Origin of the sequence: Klebsiella quasipneumoniae subsp. quasipneumoniae (assembly GCF_020525925.1) — a bacterium.
Lineage (GTDB): Bacteria > Pseudomonadota > Gammaproteobacteria > Enterobacterales > Enterobacteriaceae > Klebsiella > Klebsiella quasipneumoniae.
In genome coordinates, this window is sequence record NZ_CP084877.1 from 56460 (window position 1) to 73646 (window position 17187).

At 51.2% G+C, this 17187-nt stretch carries 9 protein-coding genes and 2 pseudogenes; 6 read left to right on the plus strand and 5 right to left on the minus strand.

Annotated features, from left to right (window positions below):
- Positions 1–49: 49 nt before the first annotated feature.
- The 4 genes from glgP to glgB form a co-directional block, all read right to left on the minus strand.
- Positions 50–2497, minus strand: a complete 2448-nt coding sequence (gene glgP / locus LGM20_RS25850) for a glycogen phosphorylase (RefSeq protein ID WP_023157975.1) — start codon at positions 2495–2497, stop codon at positions 50–52.
- Positions 2498–2515: 18 nt separating this feature from the next.
- A complete protein-coding gene (gene glgA / locus LGM20_RS25855) occupies positions 2516–3949 on the minus strand; it encodes a glycogen synthase GlgA (protein ID WP_009653212.1) in 1434 nt (477 codons plus the stop codon).
- A gap of 88 nt (positions 3950–4037) precedes the next feature.
- The gene (gene glgC / locus LGM20_RS25860) at positions 4038–5321 is read right to left on the minus strand and encodes a glucose-1-phosphate adenylyltransferase (RefSeq protein ID WP_004099051.1); all 1284 of its coding nucleotides are present in this window, start codon (positions 5319–5321) and stop codon (positions 4038–4040) included.
- Positions 5322–5450: 129 nt separating this feature from the next.
- Entirely contained in the window at positions 5451–7643 is a 2193-nt protein-coding gene (gene glgB, locus LGM20_RS25865; protein ID WP_004099052.1) for a 1,4-alpha-glucan branching enzyme, read from the minus strand.
- A 372-nt stretch (positions 7644–8015) separates the two neighbouring features.
- Between glgB and LGM20_RS25870 the strand changes: the two genes are divergently transcribed.
- The 3 genes and pseudogenes from LGM20_RS25870 to LGM20_RS25880 form a co-directional block, all read left to right on the plus strand.
- On the plus strand, positions 8016–8984 hold the full coding sequence (locus LGM20_RS25870) for an IS5-like element IS903B family transposase (protein ID WP_013815099.1): 969 nt from the start codon (positions 8016–8018) through the stop codon (positions 8982–8984).
- 300 nt (positions 8985–9284) lie between these two features.
- Positions 9285–9485, plus strand: a complete 201-nt coding sequence (locus LGM20_RS25875) for a hypothetical protein (RefSeq protein WP_022631502.1) — start codon at positions 9285–9287, stop codon at positions 9483–9485.
- A gap of 562 nt (positions 9486–10047) precedes the next feature.
- Positions 10048–10536: pseudogene (locus tag LGM20_RS25880) on the plus strand (substrate-binding domain-containing protein); the annotation flags it as partial.
- Between the two features lie 33 nt (positions 10537–10569).
- Here the strand turns inward: LGM20_RS25880 and LGM20_RS25885 are convergent.
- Positions 10570–13579 (minus strand): annotated as a pseudogene (locus tag LGM20_RS25885) (Tn3 family transposase).
- Positions 13580–13742: 163 nt separating this feature from the next.
- Between LGM20_RS25885 and LGM20_RS25890 the strand changes: the two are divergent.
- From LGM20_RS25890 to LGM20_RS25900, 3 genes are read left to right on the plus strand one after another with little or no spacing between them, the layout of a single operon-like run.
- Positions 13743–14294, plus strand: coding sequence for a recombinase family protein (locus LGM20_RS25890; protein WP_019706028.1), 552 nt, complete (start codon positions 13743–13745; stop codon positions 14292–14294).
- 15 nt (positions 14295–14309) lie between these two features.
- Positions 14310–16100 (plus strand): P-loop ATPase, Sll1717 family, encoded by a 1791-nt coding sequence (locus LGM20_RS25895; protein ID WP_224222716.1) that lies wholly within the window; start codon positions 14310–14312, stop codon positions 16098–16100.
- 17 nt (positions 16101–16117) lie between these two features.
- Positions 16118–17086: an IS5 family transposase gene (locus LGM20_RS25900; protein WP_000654811.1), complete on the plus strand. Its 969-nt coding sequence runs from the start codon at positions 16118–16120 to the stop codon at positions 17084–17086.
- Positions 17087–17187 lie beyond the last annotated feature (101 nt).

The following is a 17187-nucleotide window of genomic DNA, read 5'->3' on the forward strand; positions in this document are numbered from 1 at the left end:
GCCGGTCTCCTGCCACCCGCCCCGGCGTTTCCTGGTTGTCAGTACGCGCTCAGAGTTGCGTTTTGTCGATATACCAGATCTTTTGCGCATACTCCCGCACCGTACGGTCCGATGAAAAATAGCCCATGTGGGTTATGTTGAGCATCGCTTTGGCGGTCCACTCTTCCGGGGTTCGGTAGAGCGCATCCACCTTGTCCTGACAGTCAACATAGCTGCGGTAATCGGCCAGCACCTGATAGTGGTCGCCAAAGTTGATCAGCGAATCCAGCAGACCGCGATAGCGGCCCGGCTCCTGTGGGCTGAACACCCCGGTCCCCATCTGGGTCAGCGCCTGGCGCAGCTCTTGATCCTGGTCGTAGTAATCACGCGGCTGATAACCGTTGCTGCGCAGCGCCTCGACCTCTGCAGCGGTATTACCGAAGATAAAGATATTGTCCTCACCCACGTGCTCCAACATCTCAACGTTGGCGCCGTCCAGCGTGCCAATGGTCAGCGCACCGTTGAGGGCGAACTTCATATTACTGGTCCCGGAGGCTTCAGTCCCTGCCAGCGAAATCTGCTCAGAAAGGTCCGCGGCCGGAATGATCATCTGCGCCAGACTGACGCTGTAGTTGGGAATGAACACCACCTTTAGTCTGTCGCCAATCTGCGGATCGCTGTTGATGACTTTGGCGACGTCGTTTATCAGATGGATGATCTGTTTTGCCGTGTGGTAAGCGGACGCGGCTTTGCCGGCGAAAATCACCACTCGCGGCACCCATTCGGCCTGCGGGTCCGCCTTGATACGGTTGTAGCGGGTGATCACATGCAGCACATTCATCAGCTGGCGTTTATATTCGTGGATCCGTTTAATTTGCACATCAAACAGCGCGTTCGGGTTCACCACCACGCCCAGCTGACGGGCGATATAATCGGCCAGACGCTGTTTATTCGCCAGTTTGGCGGCGCTGACGGCCTGGTTAACCAGCGGATAATCCTGATATTCCCCCATTTCGCTCAGCTGGCTTAAATCCGTTCGCCAGGTCTGGCCGATATGGCGGTCCAGAACCGCGGCAAGGGACGGGTTAGCGGCAGCCAGCCAGCGGCGCGGCGTGACGCCGTTAGTCACGTTGGTGAAGCGGCGCGGAAAGATTCTGGCGAAATCGGCAAACAGCGACTCCACCATCAGCCGGGAGTGCAGTTCCGACACGCCGTTCACCTTGTAACTGACCACCACCGCCAGCCAGGCCATCCGTACGCGACGGTCGTTGGATTCATCGATAATCGAGGTCCGGCTCAGCAACGCAATATCATCGGGATAGTGCTCCTGCATGGTTTTCAGAAAATAGTCATTAATCTCGAAAATAATCTGCAAATGGCGCGGCAGGATTTTCCCCAGCATCTCGACCGGCCAGGTCTCCAGCGCCTCGCTCATCAGGGTATGGTTGGTGTAGGAGAAGACCTGACAGGTCACCCCGAAAGCGTCATCCCAGCTGAAGCGGTGTTCGTCAATCAGCAGACGCATCAGCTCCGGGATCGACAGCACCGGATGGGTGTCGTTGAGGTGGATAGCAATTTTATCTGCCAGGTTGTCATAGGTTTGATACAACTGGTAATGGCGAAAAAGAATATCCTGCACCGTCGCCGAAACGAGGAAATATTCCTGACGCAGGCGCAGCTCGCGCCCGGAGTAGGTCGAGTCGTCCGGATACAGTACCCGGGAGACGTTTTCGGAATGGTTTTTATCTTCTACCGCCGCGAAGTAATCTCCCTGATTAAATTTACCGAGGTTAATCTCGCTGCTGGCCTGGGCGCTCCACAAGCGCAGGGTGTTGGTGGCATCGGTTTCATAACCCGGGATAATCTGATCGTAGGCCACCGCGATGATCTCTTCGGTTTCCAGCCAGCGCGAGTTTTTCCCCTCATGCTGAATGCGCCCGCCAAAGCGCACGGTATAGCGGGTTTTATGGCGCTCGAATTCCCAGGGGTTACCGTACTCCAGCCAGTAGTCCGGTGACTCCATCTGCCGGCCGTCGATGATGTTTTGCTTGAACATGCCGTAGTCGTAGCGGATGCCGTAACCGCGTCCTGGCAGCCCCAGCGTGGCCAGGGAGTCGAGAAAACAGGCTGCCAGACGACCGAGACCGCCGTTGCCCAGGCCCGGGTCATTCTCTTCGTCAATCAGCTCTTCCAGATCCAGACCCATCCCGGCCAGCGCTGTTTTCACATCCTCATAGATGCCCAGCGACAGTAAGGCATTCGAGAGGGTACGGCCGATGAGAAACTCCATCGACAGATAATATACCTGGCGCGCCTGCTGCGAGATCCGCGCCCGATGCGCCCGCAACCAGCGCTCAACCAGCCGATCGCGCACGGCGAACAGCGTAGCATTGAGCCATTCATGCTTATTGGCAAGTGAAGGGTCTTTACCGAGAATAAACATGAGGTTATAAGCGATAGCATGCTGCAGCGCTTCTTCATTCAGCCTGGGTGAAATATAACTTATGCGTGGTTCCATTTTTCTTATCCGTAGCAATTAAATAATACGCTGATACAACAGGTGGAAAGACTTTGCGGCACTTTGCCAGCTAAAATCCATGCTCATCGCCTGCCGCTGCACGTAACGCCACAGCGAGGGACGCGACCACAGGACACTGGCCCGGTGGATAGCATGTAATAACGATTCCGTCTCGCTGTCGGTAAACACAAATCCGGTCGCGAGCCCGTCAACAAGGTTTTCGAGCGAACAGTCGGCGACGGTATCCGCCAGTCCGCCGGTACGGCGAACCAGCGGTAATGTGCCGTAGCGCAGACCATAAAGCTGGGTCAGACCGCAGGGTTCAAAACGGCTGGGCACCAGGATGACGTCGGCGCCGCCAATCATCTGATGCGACAGCGCCTCGTCGTAGCCGATCCGGATACTCACCTGCCCGGGGTATTGCGCCTCGGCGGTCAGAAAACGGGCCTGCAAATCCGGGTCCCCGGATCCCAGCAGCGCCAGCTGCCCTCCCTTAGATATAATTCCCGGCAGCGCGCCAAACAGAAGATCCAGCCCCTTCTGGCTGGTCAGCCGGCTCACAACGGTGAACAGCAGCGCCCGATCGTCCGCCTTCAGCCCCAGCGACGTCTGCAGCTGCTGCTTGTTCTTCGCTTTCTCCGCCAGTGAATTCTGGTCGTAAGGCGCTGCCAGCAGCGGATCGCGGCGCGGATCCCAGATATTTTTGTCAACCCCGTTCAGGATCCCCGACAGTCGCCCTTCCCGCTGACGTTGCCGCAGCAGCTCTTCCAGACCAAACGCGTACTGTGGTTCGGTAATTTCACGGGCATATGTCGGGCTGACGGTGGTGATATGGTCAGCGAAATAGAGACCCGCCTTAAGGAAGGAGATTTGCCCATTAAACTCCACCCCGTGCATCTGGAAGAACGACCACGGTAACGCGATCTCCGCCATATGCCGGGCCTGAAACAACCCCTGATAGGCAATGTTGTGCACCGTAAACACCGATTTGGCCGGGTTGCCGCGGGTGGCCAGATAAGCCGGGGTGAGACCCGCGTGCCAGTCATGGGCGTGGACGATTTCAGGACGCCAGAACGGGTCAAGACCACCGGCAAGCTCGGCCCCGACCCAGCTCAGCAACGCGAAACGCAGGACGTTATCAGGATAATCCTGCATCTGCTGGTTATGATAAGGATTACCCGTCCGGTCATAGAGATGCGGGGCATCAATCAGATAGATGCCCACACCGTTAAAATGGCCAAACAGCAGCGTCATCCGCCCGGCGAATGTCTCCCTGCTGGCCACCACCTGCGGATCCTGAACCCCGTTGCGGATCGCCGGAAACCCAGGCAGCAGCACGCGGGTATCCAGCCCCTCGGCAATTTGCGCCGCCGGGAGCGCGCCGGTGACGTCGGCCAGTCCGCCCGTTTTTAACAGCGGGAACATCTCTGCTCCTACATGTAAAACTTGCATGTATGCTCCTTATTATTCAGCCACAGAGACGACCCGCGACAGGGCAATATTTTCTCTGCCGCCGGACACGCTTTTTCCGCAAATGGGCTCATACCTCAAGTTTGTCCAGCATTTCTTTGGTAACCAGAACGATGCCTTCTTCCGAACGATAAAAGCGTCGCGCATCCTCAACGGCATTTTCGCCAATCACCGTCCCCTCCGGAATAACGCATCCCCGGTCGATCACGCAGCGTCTTATCCTGCAGGAGCGACCGACCCAGACGCCCGGTAATAAAACCGACGAATCAATATTACAGAACGAGTTAATCCGAACTCTGGAAAATAGAACCGACTGCACCACCACCGAGCCAGAAATAATACAGCCGCCGGAGACCAGAGAATTCATGGTCATGCCATGACTGCCGGAACGGTCCTGAACAAATTTGGCGCTGGGCAGCGATTCGACATAGGTACGGATAGGCCAGTTACGGTCATAAACGTCCAGCTCTGGCACTACTGAGGCTAAATCCAGATTCGCTTTCCAGTACGCCTCCAGGGTTCCGACATCGCGCCAGTATGGCTCGGCATTATTATCCGACTGAACGCAGGAGCGCGGGAACGGATGCGCATACGCTTCACCTGCCGCCGTTATCCTGGGAATAATATCTTTGCCAAAATCATGGGTGGAGTGTTCATCCCGATCGTCGTCTTCCAGCAGCTGGTAGAGATATTCCGCATCAAACACATAAATGCCCATACTGGCAAGCGAGCGGGTTTCATCGCCAGGAATGGTGGGCGGATTAGCCGGTTTTTCAACAAATTCAATGATTTTGTCATTCTCATCCACGGCCATGACGCCAAAAGCGCTTGCCTCTTCAACCGGGACCGGCAGGCAGGCCACGGTACAGCGCGCCCCTTTTTCAACGTGATCGAGCAGCATCCGCGAATAATCTTGTTTATAGATATGGTCCCCGGCCAGAATAACGACATATTCCGCATCATAGCGGCGGATAATATCCAGATTCTGGGTCACGGCATCCGCCGTCCCCCGATACCAGTTCTCACCATGCACCCGCTGCTGCGCCGGTAATAAATCCACGAACTCATTCATTTCTTCGTTAAAGAATGCCCAGCCGCGTTGAATATGCTGCACCAGTGAATGGGACTGATATTGTGTAATGACCCCGATACGTCTTATTCCGGAGTTAATACAATTCGATAAAGCAAAATCAATAATTCTGAATTTACCGCCGAAATGCACCGCAGGTTTTGCGCGAATAGTGGTCAGGTCTTTTAATCGTGTGCCACGTCCGCCGGCGAGGATCAGGGCCACGGATTTAAGCGGTAACTGGCGCGACAGCATTAAGTTGTCAGTATATTCAAGTTTACTCATAATAATGTCCTGCTATTAAATAAAAGCCATAAAAGAAAATAATGAAGAAAAAGCCTCACTCTTCTGCAAAATAATTCAGAAGTGATCACCTCCGGTAATAAGTCAGCTGCAATAAATCAGCTGCGCGTTTTATTGCCCTGCAGATTCCCGTACCAGCCAGATTGTCGCCAGCGGCGGCAGAGTCACCGACAGCGAATGCTCCCGACCGTGGCTGGCGATCGCCTCGCTTGCCACGCAGCCGCCGTTGCCGGTGTTGCTCCCGTGGTAGTGCATCGAGTCGGTGTTCAGCTCTTCACGCCAGCGCCCCGGCTGGTTAATCCCGAAGCGATAGCCGTGACGCGGTACTGGCGTGAAGTTGCTCGCCACGATTATCTCGTTCCCGGCTTTATCGCGACGGACAAAGATAAACACCGACCGTTCATGGTCATCCACAACAAGCCATTCAAAGCCGTAGGGGTCAAAATCCAGTTCGTGCAGTGCCTTATGGTGGCGATAGGTATGGTTCAGATCGCGCACCAGACGCTGCACCCCGTGATGCCAGTTGTCGCCCCCTTCCAGCAGATGCCAGTCGAGGCTGGCGTCGTGGTTCCACTCCCGCCCCTGGGCAAACTCGTTGCCCATAAACAGCAGCTTTTTACCGGGGAAGGCAAACAGCCAGCCGTAGTAGGCGCGCAGGTTGGCGAACTTCTGCCAGGCATCGCCAGGCATCCGGTCAAGAATCGATTTTTTGCCGTGAACCACTTCATCGTGTGACAGCGGCAACACGAAGTTTTCGGTGTAGTTGTAGAGCATCCCGAAGGTCATCTTGTCGTGATGATAACGACGATAGATGGGATCGAGCTGCATATAGTCGAGGGTGTCATGCATCCAGCCGAGGTTCCATTTGAACCAGAAGCCAAGACCGCCCGTCGAAGACGGTCGTGTAACCCCGGCGAAGTCGGTGGACTCCTCCGCCATCGTGACCGCTCCCGGCGTCTGCTCACCGAGCACACGGTTGGTATTGCGCAGAAATTCAATCGCTTCGAGGTTTTCCCGGCCGCCGTACTCATTGGGCACCCACTCCCCCTCTTTGCGGCTGTAGTCGCGGTAGATCATTGACGCAACCGCATCCACGCGCAGGGCGTCGATCCCGAAGCGTTCAATCCAGTACAGCGCGTTCCCGACCAGAAAGTTGCTGACTTCACGGCGACCGTAGTTGTAGATCAGCGTATTCCAGTCCTGGTGATAACCTTCTCGCGGGTCGCTGTGTTCATACAACGCGGTGCCGTCGAACGATGCCAGCGCAAAGTCATCCGACGGGAAGTGGCCCGGCACCCAGTCGAGGATCACGTTCAGACCCGCGGCATGGGCAGCATTCAGGAAGTAGCGGAAGTCTTCACGGGTACCAAAACGGCGGGTCGGCGCGTACAGCCCGGTGGGCTGATAGCCCCAGCTGCCGTCGAACGGATGTTCGTTTACCGGCAGCAGCTCCAGATGGGTGAAGCCCATCCACTTCGCGTAAGGCACCAGCTGGTCCGCCAGCTCGCGGTAGCTGAGCCAGAAATGGTTATCGGCGTGGCGGCGCCACGAGCCAAGGTGCACTTCATAAATCGAAATCGGTGCATCAAACTGGTTGGCCTGCTGACGGGACTGTGGCTGTTCGACCTTTTCCGGCATGCCGCAGATAAGCGACGCGCTTTCCGGGCGCATCTGTGCCTCAAAGGCATACGGGTCGGATTTCACCCGCAGGTGGCCGTGGGCGTCAATCAGCTCGAACTTATACAGCTGGCCGTTATGCGCGCCGGGGACAAACAGCTCCCAGATGCCGGACTCTTTGCGCAGACGCATCGGGTGGCGGCGGCCGTCCCAGTAGTTGAACTGTCCGACCACCGACACACGACGGGCGTTCGGCGCCCAGACGGAAAAACGCGTCCCGGTGACGCCGTCCATGGTGTCGGCATGGGCTCCCAGCGTCTCGTAGGGCCGCAGATGAGTCCCTTCAGCGAGCAGCCAGGCATCAAGCTCCTGCAGCAGCGGGCCAAAGCGATAGGGGTCGTCAATCAGGTTTTGCTGACCGTGCCAGGTGACGGCCAGCTGGTAACGAAAAGGATTTTTCCGGCGCGGCAGAACGCCGCTAAAGAACCCGCGTGTGTCGAGGCATTCGAGTTTACCGACTTTGCGCCCGGTTTTCGGTTCAATCACCCATACATCGGTGGCATCGGGTAATAATGCGCGCACTTCCAGACCCGCATCGGTTGAGTGCATGCCAAGCACGGAAAATGGATCGGAACAATGACCTGCGAGAAGTGCGGAGATCGCACTTTTTTCATTATAATCAGACATGGCAGTCACCCTACTATCATCCTGCGGAAAGAATTAAAACGCCTCTTCCTGCTTTATTGATCCGGTAATATTCCGCTGCATGCTACGCATCGAAATATCAACACGTTATTCCAGAGCCTTAAGACATGTCGGTTGTCCACAAATAGAGAGTGATTAACCTCCTGAGAAGTGAGTTAAATGCGCTGTACGACTTCTATATTATCTGTCTTCAGAATAATTACTCCTGATTTTCTTTCTGTGAGTAAACACTCATTTCTATATTAATGGGGAAACTAATTTTTATTTCGTCACGAATGATGAGTTTCCTTCTGCTGAATTCGTCAGATCGTATATAAAAAAAGGCTTTGTTGAATAAATCGAACTTTTGCTGAGTTGAAGGATCAGATCACGTATCTTCCCGACAACGCAGACCGTTCCGTGGCAAAGCAAAAGTTCAAAATCACCAACTGGCCCACCTACAATAAAGCCCTCATCAACCGTGGCTCCATAACTTTCTGGCTGGATGATGAAGCTATTCAGGCCTGGTATGAGTCAGCAACACCTTCTTCACGAGGCAGACCTCAGCGCTATTCTGACCTTGCCATCACGACTGTGCTGGTCATTAAACGCGTATTCAGGCTGACCCTGCGCGCTGCGCAGGGCTTTATTGATTCCATTTTTTCTCTGATGAACGTTCCGCTACGCTGCCCGGATTACAGCTGTGTCAGCAGGCGGGCAAAGTCGGTTAATGTCAGTTTCAAAACGCCCACCCGGGGTGAAATCGCACACCTGGTAATTGATTCCACCGGGCTGAAGGTCTTCGGTGAAGGCGAGTGGAAAGTCAAAAAGCATGGCCAGGAACGCCGCCGTATCTGGCGTAAGCTGCATCTCGCCGTTGACAGTAAAACACATGAAATCATCTGCGCTGACCTGTCGCTGAACAATGTGACGGACTCAGAAGCCTTCCCGGGTCTTATCCGGCAGACTCACAGAAAAATCAGGGCAGCATCGGCAGACGGCGCTTACGACACCCGGCTCTGTCACGATGAACTGCGGCGTAAGAAAATCAGCGCGCTTATCCCTCCCCGAAAAGGTGCGGGTTACTGGCCCGGTGAATATGCAGACCGTAACCGTGCAGTGGCTAATCAGCGAATGACCGGGAGTAATGCGCGGTGGAAATGGACAACAGATTACAACCGTCGCTCGATAGCGGAAACGGCGATGTACCGGGTAAAACAGCTGTTCGGGGGTTCACTGACGCTGCGTGACTACGATGGTCAGGTTGCGGAGGCTATGGCCCTGGTACGAGCGCTGAACAAAATGACGAAAGCAGGTATGCCTGAAAGCGTGCGTATTGCCTGAAAACACAACCCGCTACGGGGGAGACTTACCCGAAATCTGATTTATTCAACAAAGCCATAAAAAAATAAAACATACGCCTGATGACAGCTCAATCATTCTGGGTTGCAACTTCATGGCAGCATTTACCTCCACCAGACGGCCTGACAGGCGGATTGCGGCGGCAGGAAACGCCCTAAAGTACAAAATCTGCGGCTGGCCTCACAGTTTTCGCGACTCTGCAGGAGAATATCGAGAGGCTGGGCCATACTGAAAATAGCAGAGCATAAACCTTACTCTTCATGGCGATTAAAAGGGAGGAATATGCAGGCAATACACCACGTAGAAAAGTTTCATCCAAAAGATTTTGATTTTATTGCATTAAGTCTGGCCCAGATGAACTCACAAGGGCGGAAAGTGGACGTTGAACAGGTCACCGGCAGTATGAATGATGCATGTAAATCCCGGTTCCTCGACAGCTACCGCTACCATCTCAATCTATTTGTCGAAAAATCACCAAGTTGACACAACAGGCCGGATAGCATAATCCGGCCTGTTCATTATTGTGTTCCGGCAACATCTCTGTGAAGGCAGATAACACCCCCAGATGGGGTTCACGACTTTGCAGAAAAAGTATTTTTCCACCCTGCTCCTCATTACCAGTAAGAGACGTTGTCAGTCGCTGATGCACGTATCGGTGTATACCCCTGCAAATCACATATCTTTTTTCCGCATGCTGGTTCCCCGGTCAGCAGACTTATCTATGGTGATAAAAATTACTAATGAGACATGCGAAATAAAAAATTAATTTTATGACTTAAATTCGCTGTATTCGGGCATCACCTAAAACCCCTGAAATGTTATCAAATGGTTAAATAATATGATTTAAAACCACCATTAATTAACATTTTATTTTGTCTTCCCCCATCAATCCCTCATGATTTAACACAAAATCAACATAAAAAATCATGAATTTTAACATTAATGTGCATAACTCACAATTACGTAATCCTGACTTCCTGAGCTATTCCCTTTACCGGTAATCTTTCCATGACATCCACCCCCTACAGTTCAGAAAGGCAAAAATATGAAACTTAAAATTGCATTGCTTAGCGTAGCTATGTCTTCAGCATATATTTTTTCCGGTTCAGTATTCGCAGCAGAGAAATATGAAATTGCCTTGGTTGCAAAAGTCAATGGTATCCCATGGTTTAACCGGATGGGGGTTGGCGTAAAGGAAGCTGCCGATAAACTCAATGTTAATGCCTATCAGACAGGGCCAGCAACCCCGGATCCGGCTCAACAAGTTAAAGTCATTGAGGACCTTATTGCTAAAAATGTTAATGCAATTATCGTTGTACCAAATGATGCAACGGTTCTGGAGCCTGTATTAAAAAAAGCCCGGGATAAAGGTATTGTTGTGTTGTCTCATGAGTCCCCTGATAAGCAGATAGCTCAATGGGATGTGGAAACTATTGATAGCGAAAAATATGCTCAGGCCAATATAGATGAACTTGCAAAAGATATGGGTGGAAAAGGTGGATATGTGATTTACGTTGGTTCACTGACTGTACCAGGGGTTTGAGGGCCAATGGAACGAAAACGTACGCTAAGAAGGTAATTCATTGTTTAAATTGAAATTTAATGCTCTCAGTTCCCCCCTTCAAAATATCCTCCGGTAGCGTGAACGTATAATGCCCCAGCATATTGATATGTCCGTGCATCAGTGGGGATAACCTGGCGATATCTTCACCACCGGTTTCCTCTCCATTACTGCGCATCCAGCTCAGGGCTTCCTGCATATAAAGTGTGTTCCACAGCACCACTGCGTTAGTGGCCAGGCCCAGAGCACCCAGTTGATCTTCCTGACCTTCACGATAGCGCTTTCTGATCTCACCGCGCTGCCCGTAGCAGATCGCCCTCGCCACAGCATGGCGGCCTTCTCCCCGGTTTAACTGCGTCAGGATCCGCCGACGATAATCTTCATCATCAATATAATTTAGAAGGTACAGCGTCTTGTTGACGCGCCCCACTTCCATGATCGCCTGTGCCAGTCCTGATGGACGCGAGCTTTTCAGCAAAGAGCGAATGAGTTCTGAAGCATGAATGGTGCCCAGTTTCAGCGAACCGGCGGTTCGCATCATCTCATCCCACTGATCCTCGGCTTTCGACAGATCGGCACAACCACGTGCCAGTTCGTCCAGTGCACCGTAATTTGCCGATTTATCCACCCGCCAGAATACCGCTTCACCGGCATCGGCAAGCCGGGGGGAAAACTGGTATCCCAGCAGCCAGAAGAGGCCAAAAATAATGTCGCTGGTACCGGCTGTGTCCGTCATGATCTCAACCGGATTCAGCCCTGTCTGCTGCTCCAGAAGGCCTTCCAGCACAAAAATGGAATCTCGTAATGTGCCGGGGACAACAATGCCGTGGAATCCAGAGTACTGATCAGAGACGAAGTTGTACCAGGTGATACCACGTCCGGAACCAAAATATTTTCTGTTAGGCCCTGAATTGACGTTTTTCACCGGCGTGACAAAGCGCATGCCGTCAGCTGAGGCCACTTCGCCACCACCCCAGCGGCCAGCAAGCTCCAGTGTGGACTGAAAATCAACCAGACGGGCATTGGCGCTGACCAGCGTTTCCGCCCGGAGGTAATTCTGTTTCACCCAACTGAGCCGGTGGCGCGTCAGCGCCGGTATGTTGTGCTTTATCAGCGGTTCCAGTCCGATATTGCAGGCCTCTGCCATCAGGACCGCCCACAGGCTGATGTGCAGATCCTGCGCCCGGGCCCCGGATTCACTGACATGCGTAAACTCACGTGTAAATCCCGTTCTGGCATCTATTTCAAGCAACAGTTCCGTCAAATCTACTGGCGGGAGTAGCTGCCTTACCCGACTGTTGAGACGATGCAACGATGGTGGCTCCTCCAGTTTCTCCAGGCTGCTGATAGTCAGGGAAGGATGTTTACCGTCATAGCAAATATGAACCTCCGCATTTCCTTCAAAGCGGGATGCGACGGCTTTCCAGGTTTCATCCAGCTGGACCGCCAGCTGTTGCACGCCTTTATGTCCATCAGTGGGATGTCCCAGCGCCCGGCAAACGGGGACCCGCTGAGCCTGCCATTCTTCCCCCTGCAACAGCTTCTCGCGGGGATTTCCCCAGCGATCGCTGTTTTCGAGCCAGATGTCCCGTCGACGTAGTGCATCCTGAAGGCGCTCCAGCAGACAAAGAGAGTAACCGGCACGCTGTATCCGGCCCTCCGCATCGTATACCAGACGTTTCCAGGGGCCGGTAATAATATGTTCAGGCGCATCGTCCAGGATGCGCTGTTTCGAGCCGTTCAGTTCGGTGAGATAATGAATAGCGGACAGCGTATGTTCTCCGGCTGGCGCCGCCTGGAAATGCAGGTCGCGCAATACCGCCGGAAGAAAACGCTTTACCCGCCCGTACTGCTCCACCATTTCGTCATGGAAATTGTTGTTCTGAGGCCGGGCCAGCTCATTTACCTTACTGACGGATTCTGCCAGCCTGCTTTTCGGTATGCTGTTGAATATTGTCTCCCTCAGTTCAGCATCGTCAGCCTGCTCATCCAGCAACAATGAACATGCCCGCGCCAGTAGTAGCGCAGCACGGTCAAGATCTTTAAGCGTCCTGAGTCGCTTTTTCTGCCCCGTTTTCTTCGCCGCACGAGTGATATCCAGTATCAGCATATCGAGCACATCAACGGCTTCATCCAGCGCCGCAGTCTCCTGTGCTTTAACGAATGCGGTGAGTACGGCCAGTTTTCTCTGCTGTGGCATTCAAGCGATATATTTTACCGACGGCATGCCTGCGTAACGGGCCAGATTACGCAGTTGTATAGCAGGCAGACCGGTAAAATTCAGTCGGGAAAACTCCAGGTTTCGCAGCCGGATATACCGCTCCAGCGCTTCGGTAAATGCCGGGCCGCTGACGGTGACAGGTCCCTTTTTCAGTTGCTCCAGCGGTGAAATACGCTGCCCCTCAGGAATGTCCAGCAGCTCCGTCACGCGGGCGGTCTGCCAGCTGTCCGGCAACGCGGCCAGTTTCTTCCACAGTCGCTGATTTGCCCGTTCGCGTACTTCACTGACGAGACGCACAAGTGTGGTTGCTCCGGGCAGCAGGACCTTATTCTGAAGCAGCCACGCGGTGGCAAAATCAAACATCAGGCCGGGTCGCTCATTACTGAGCCATGCGCGGGTATACAGCAGGCGCTTCAGGCGGAAAGACCAGGGGAAATCGCCAAATTCATGGTAACCGTAATATTCCTTAATCAGCGCAGTATGCTCTCTGAGGGTAGTATCCCGTTCTGCGTAGCGGGAAAGGACTTCCGGACGGCGGATGTTAAGCTGTACCGCGACAAAATGCTGAACACCCGGCAGAACCCGGGTTAAATCTGTCAGAAAAGAGCCCAGAAAACGGGCGGTGGTGAGCTGAAGCGCAATTCCCAGCCGGTTATGCCTTCCCAGTCGCTGGTTAATGAAGGCAAGATCCCGCTCATCAAGATGAAAATAGCGCGCCAGCTGCACGTCATTGGGTTCTGCAACATAGCGACCATAATTCAGTTCCTGCTCCGTGGTCAGAAAATCGACGGGCATATCGGCCTCCCTGCCTGATGGTCATAAATTAACAATTTCGCAACCGTCCGAAATATTATAAATTATCGGACATACTAAAATGGTGTTGTTTATGTGTCTATTAAATAGATTTTTTGTTATAACAGACACCTGTTGTCCGATATTTGATTTAGGATACATTTTTATGCGCCTTTTTGGTTACGCACGGGTATCAACTAGTCAGCAGTCGCTCGATATTCAGATCAGGGCGCTCAAAGAAGCAGGTGTGAAAGCAAATCGTATCTTTACTGATAAGGCATCCGGCAGTTCAGTTGATCGTCCGGGGCTTGATCTGCTGCGCATGAAGGTGGAGGATGGTGACGCCATTCTGGTGAAGAAGCTCGACCGTCTTGGCCGTGACACTGCCGATATGATCCAGTTAATTAAAGCATTCGACGCTCAGGGCGTAGCTGTCCGGTTTATCGATGACGGAATCAGTACTGATGGTGACATGGGAAAAATGGTGGTCACTATTCTATCTGCTGTAGCTCAAGCCGAACGTCAAAGAATATTAGAACGAACAAATGAAGGTCGCCAAGAAGCAATGGCAAAGGGAGTTGTGTTCGGTAGAAAAAGAAAAATAAACAGAGGTGCGATATTAAATATGTGGAAACAAGGTTTAGGAGCCTCACACATATCAAAAACAATGAATATTGCTCGTTCAACAGTATATAAAGTAATAAATGAAAGCAACTAATATAAAAGGTTGAATATGGAATTTAATATTACTTCAAAGTCTAATCCGTTTGGCGATACAACAGCAGAAAATGATAAGAAAATGTTGAGCAGTGCTTTCATCGAAACTGCTGACTTTAGAACTTTAATTGAAACAGATGACCGAACTATTGTTGTAGGCAGACGAGGGACTGGTAAAAGTGCTTTATTCATTCAGCTAAATGAGCATTGGAAGAAAGATAAAAAAATATTAATCCTAAGTTTTTCACCAGACGACACTCAAATAATTGGCTTTAGATCAATGTTGAAGCCATTTACAGGCTCATTCAATTTAGCCAGGGCAGCCACAAGGTTATTATGGCGATATGCTATGTTAATGGAGATAGCATCATATATATCTTCTCATTATAAATTATCATCTCAAATTTCGACAGAAACATTGTTGAATGAGCATTTAAAGAAATGGAATGCTGCACAAGGTGATATTTTAAGAAAGTGTAGGATTGTAGCAAAAGAATATTTAGATGAAAACAATCCTGAAGAATCAATTGGTGACCTTCAATTTAATTTGAATATTTCAGAAATCGAAGGCAATATAGTTTCACTTCTTGAGCGCTCAGACAGGAAAATTGTCATATTGATGGATAAGCTAGATGAAGCATATGAACCGGATAATATAGGAATCGGAATCATAGCTGGTCTGGCATATGCCTCAATTGAATTAAATCAAAAAGCAAAATGCATTCGCCCAATCATTTTTTTAAGAGATAATATATTTAGATCGCTATCAAAGGAAGATCCTGACTACTCAAGAAATATAGAGGGGCAAGTCATAAGGCTGCATTGGGATTGGGCACAACTCTTAATGCTATCGGCTAAAAGAATGAAAGTGGCATTTAATCTAGATATTGAGAAAGATCAACGGGTTTGGGATAGGTGTACAGCCGATGACCTCAAAGGAAGGAGTGGTTTTAAACGATGCTTGCAATTTACCCTTTACCGCCCCAGAGATTTACTGTCATTGTTAAATGAAGCTTTTTTCTCCGCATTTAGAGAGAGTCGAGAAACCATTATTAACACTGATCTAGAATATGCAGCCAAGTCAATTTCCATGGCCAGGCTTGAAGACCTTTGGAAGGAGTACCAGAAGATCTTTCCTTCAATACAAGTTATAACTAGCGCATTCCGTAGTATTGAACCTGAATTAACAGTCTACACTTGCTTAAAAAAAATAGAAGCATCTTTCGAATCAATAGAAGAAAATGAAGACCCCAAAATAATCTCTGAAATACAATTACTAAAAGCTAGTGGAATCCTCCAAAGTTTGTATAGCGTAGGATTTGTGGGTATACGTGATAAAAACACTTCATCTTATTCATTTTGCCATGATGGACGAACCCCAGATAAAGGTTTTGAAAGCAGTGAAAAACTATTAATTCATCCATGTTATTGGCTTGGTTTGAATTTAAATCGCAACGCTCTTGCTCCAGAGGAAGCTGAGGAAATAAATGACGAATATGATATCAATGTTGTTTCCGATAATTCAGCCATTAGAAATAAAACAATAGGTCAAATAACCACTCATCTGGATCAAATACCGACAGGAAATGAAGGGGCTAATGAATTTGAGCAATGGTGCTTAGACGCACTAAGAATTGTATTTGCATCCCACCTGACAGATATAAAACCGCATCCAAACGGTAACGCGGTTCAGAGACGAGATATTATAGGTACCAATGGTGGAAAATCAGATTTTTGGAAGCGTGTATTAGAAGACTATAAAACAAGACAAGTTGTTTTTGATGCGAAAAATGGCTTTGTTGAATAAATCGAACTTTTGCTGAGTTGAAGGATCAGATCACGCATCCTCCCGACAACACAGACCATTCCGTGGCAAAGCAAAAGTTCAGAATCACCAACTGGTCCACCTACAACAAAGCTCTCATCAACCGTGGCTCCCTCACTTTCTGGCTGGATGATGAGGCCATTCAGGCCTGGTATGAGTCGGCAACGCCTTCATCACGAGGAAGGCCCCAGCGCTATTCTGATCTCGCCATCACCACCGTTCTGGTGATTAAACGCGTATTCCGGCTGACCCTGCGGGCTGCGCAGGGTTTTATTGATTCCATTTTTGCCCTGATGAACGTTCCGTTGCGCTGCCCGGATTACACCAGTGTCAGTAAGCGGGCAAAGTCGGTTAATGTCAGTTTCAAAACGTCCACCCGGGGTGAAATCGCACACCTGGTGATTGATTCCACCGGGCTGAAGGTCTTTGGTGAAGGCGAATGGAAAGTCAGAAAGCACGGCAAAGAGCGCCGTCGTATCTGGCGAAAGTTGCATCTTGCTGTTGACAGCAACACACATGAAGTTGTCTGTGCAGACCTGTCGCTGAATAACGTCACGGACTCAGAAGCCTTCCCGGGCCTTATCCGGCAGACTCACAGAAAAATCAGGGCAGCCGCGGCAGACGGGGCTTACGATACCCGGCTCTGTCACGATGAACTGCGCCGCAAAAAAATCAGCGCGCTTATTCCTCCCCGAAAAGGAGCAGGTTACTGGCCCGGTGAGTACGCAGACCGCAACCGTGCCGTTGCTAATCAGCGGCTGAGCGGAAGCAATGCACGGTGGAAATGGACAACGGAATATAACCGTCGCTCGATAGCGGAAACGGCAATGTACAGAATGAAGCAGTTGTTGGGAGATTCACTGACGCTGCGTGACTACGATGGTCAGGTAGCGGAAGCTATGGCCATGGTGCGTGCGTTGAACAGGATGACAAAGGCTGGGATGCCAGAAAGCGTGCGTATTGCCTGAAAATCCAGCCAGCTACAGGGTCGTTCGCACGAAATCTTATTTATTCAACAAAGCCCTAAATGACCAACAGAAAAGCAATTCCTGACAAAGTTCAGGCTAAG

What these genes read in the sequence shown, in the direction of transcription:
- glgC (WP_004099051.1), bottom strand. Translation starts at nt 5,321, where the DNA reads ATGAGTAAACTTGAATATACTGACAACTTAATGCTGTCGCGCCAGTTA.
- glgA (WP_009653212.1), bottom strand. Translation starts at nt 3,949, where the DNA reads ATGCAAGTTTTACATGTAGGAGCAGAGATGTTCCCGCTGTTAAAAACG.
- glgP (WP_023157975.1), bottom strand. Translation starts at nt 2,497, where the DNA reads ATGGAACCACGCATAAGTTATATTTCACCCAGGCTGAATGAAGAAGCG.
- LGM20_RS25895 (WP_224222716.1), top strand. Translation starts at nt 14,310, where the DNA reads ATGGAATTTAATATTACTTCAAAGTCTAATCCGTTTGGCGATACAACA.
- glgB (WP_004099052.1), bottom strand. Translation starts at nt 7,643, where the DNA reads ATGTCTGATTATAATGAAAAAAGTGCGATCTCCGCACTTCTCGCAGGT.
- LGM20_RS25875 (WP_022631502.1), top strand. Translation starts at nt 9,285, where the DNA reads ATGCAGGCAATACACCACGTAGAAAAGTTTCATCCAAAAGATTTTGAT.
- LGM20_RS25890 (WP_019706028.1), top strand. Translation starts at nt 13,743, where the DNA reads ATGCGCCTTTTTGGTTACGCACGGGTATCAACTAGTCAGCAGTCGCTC.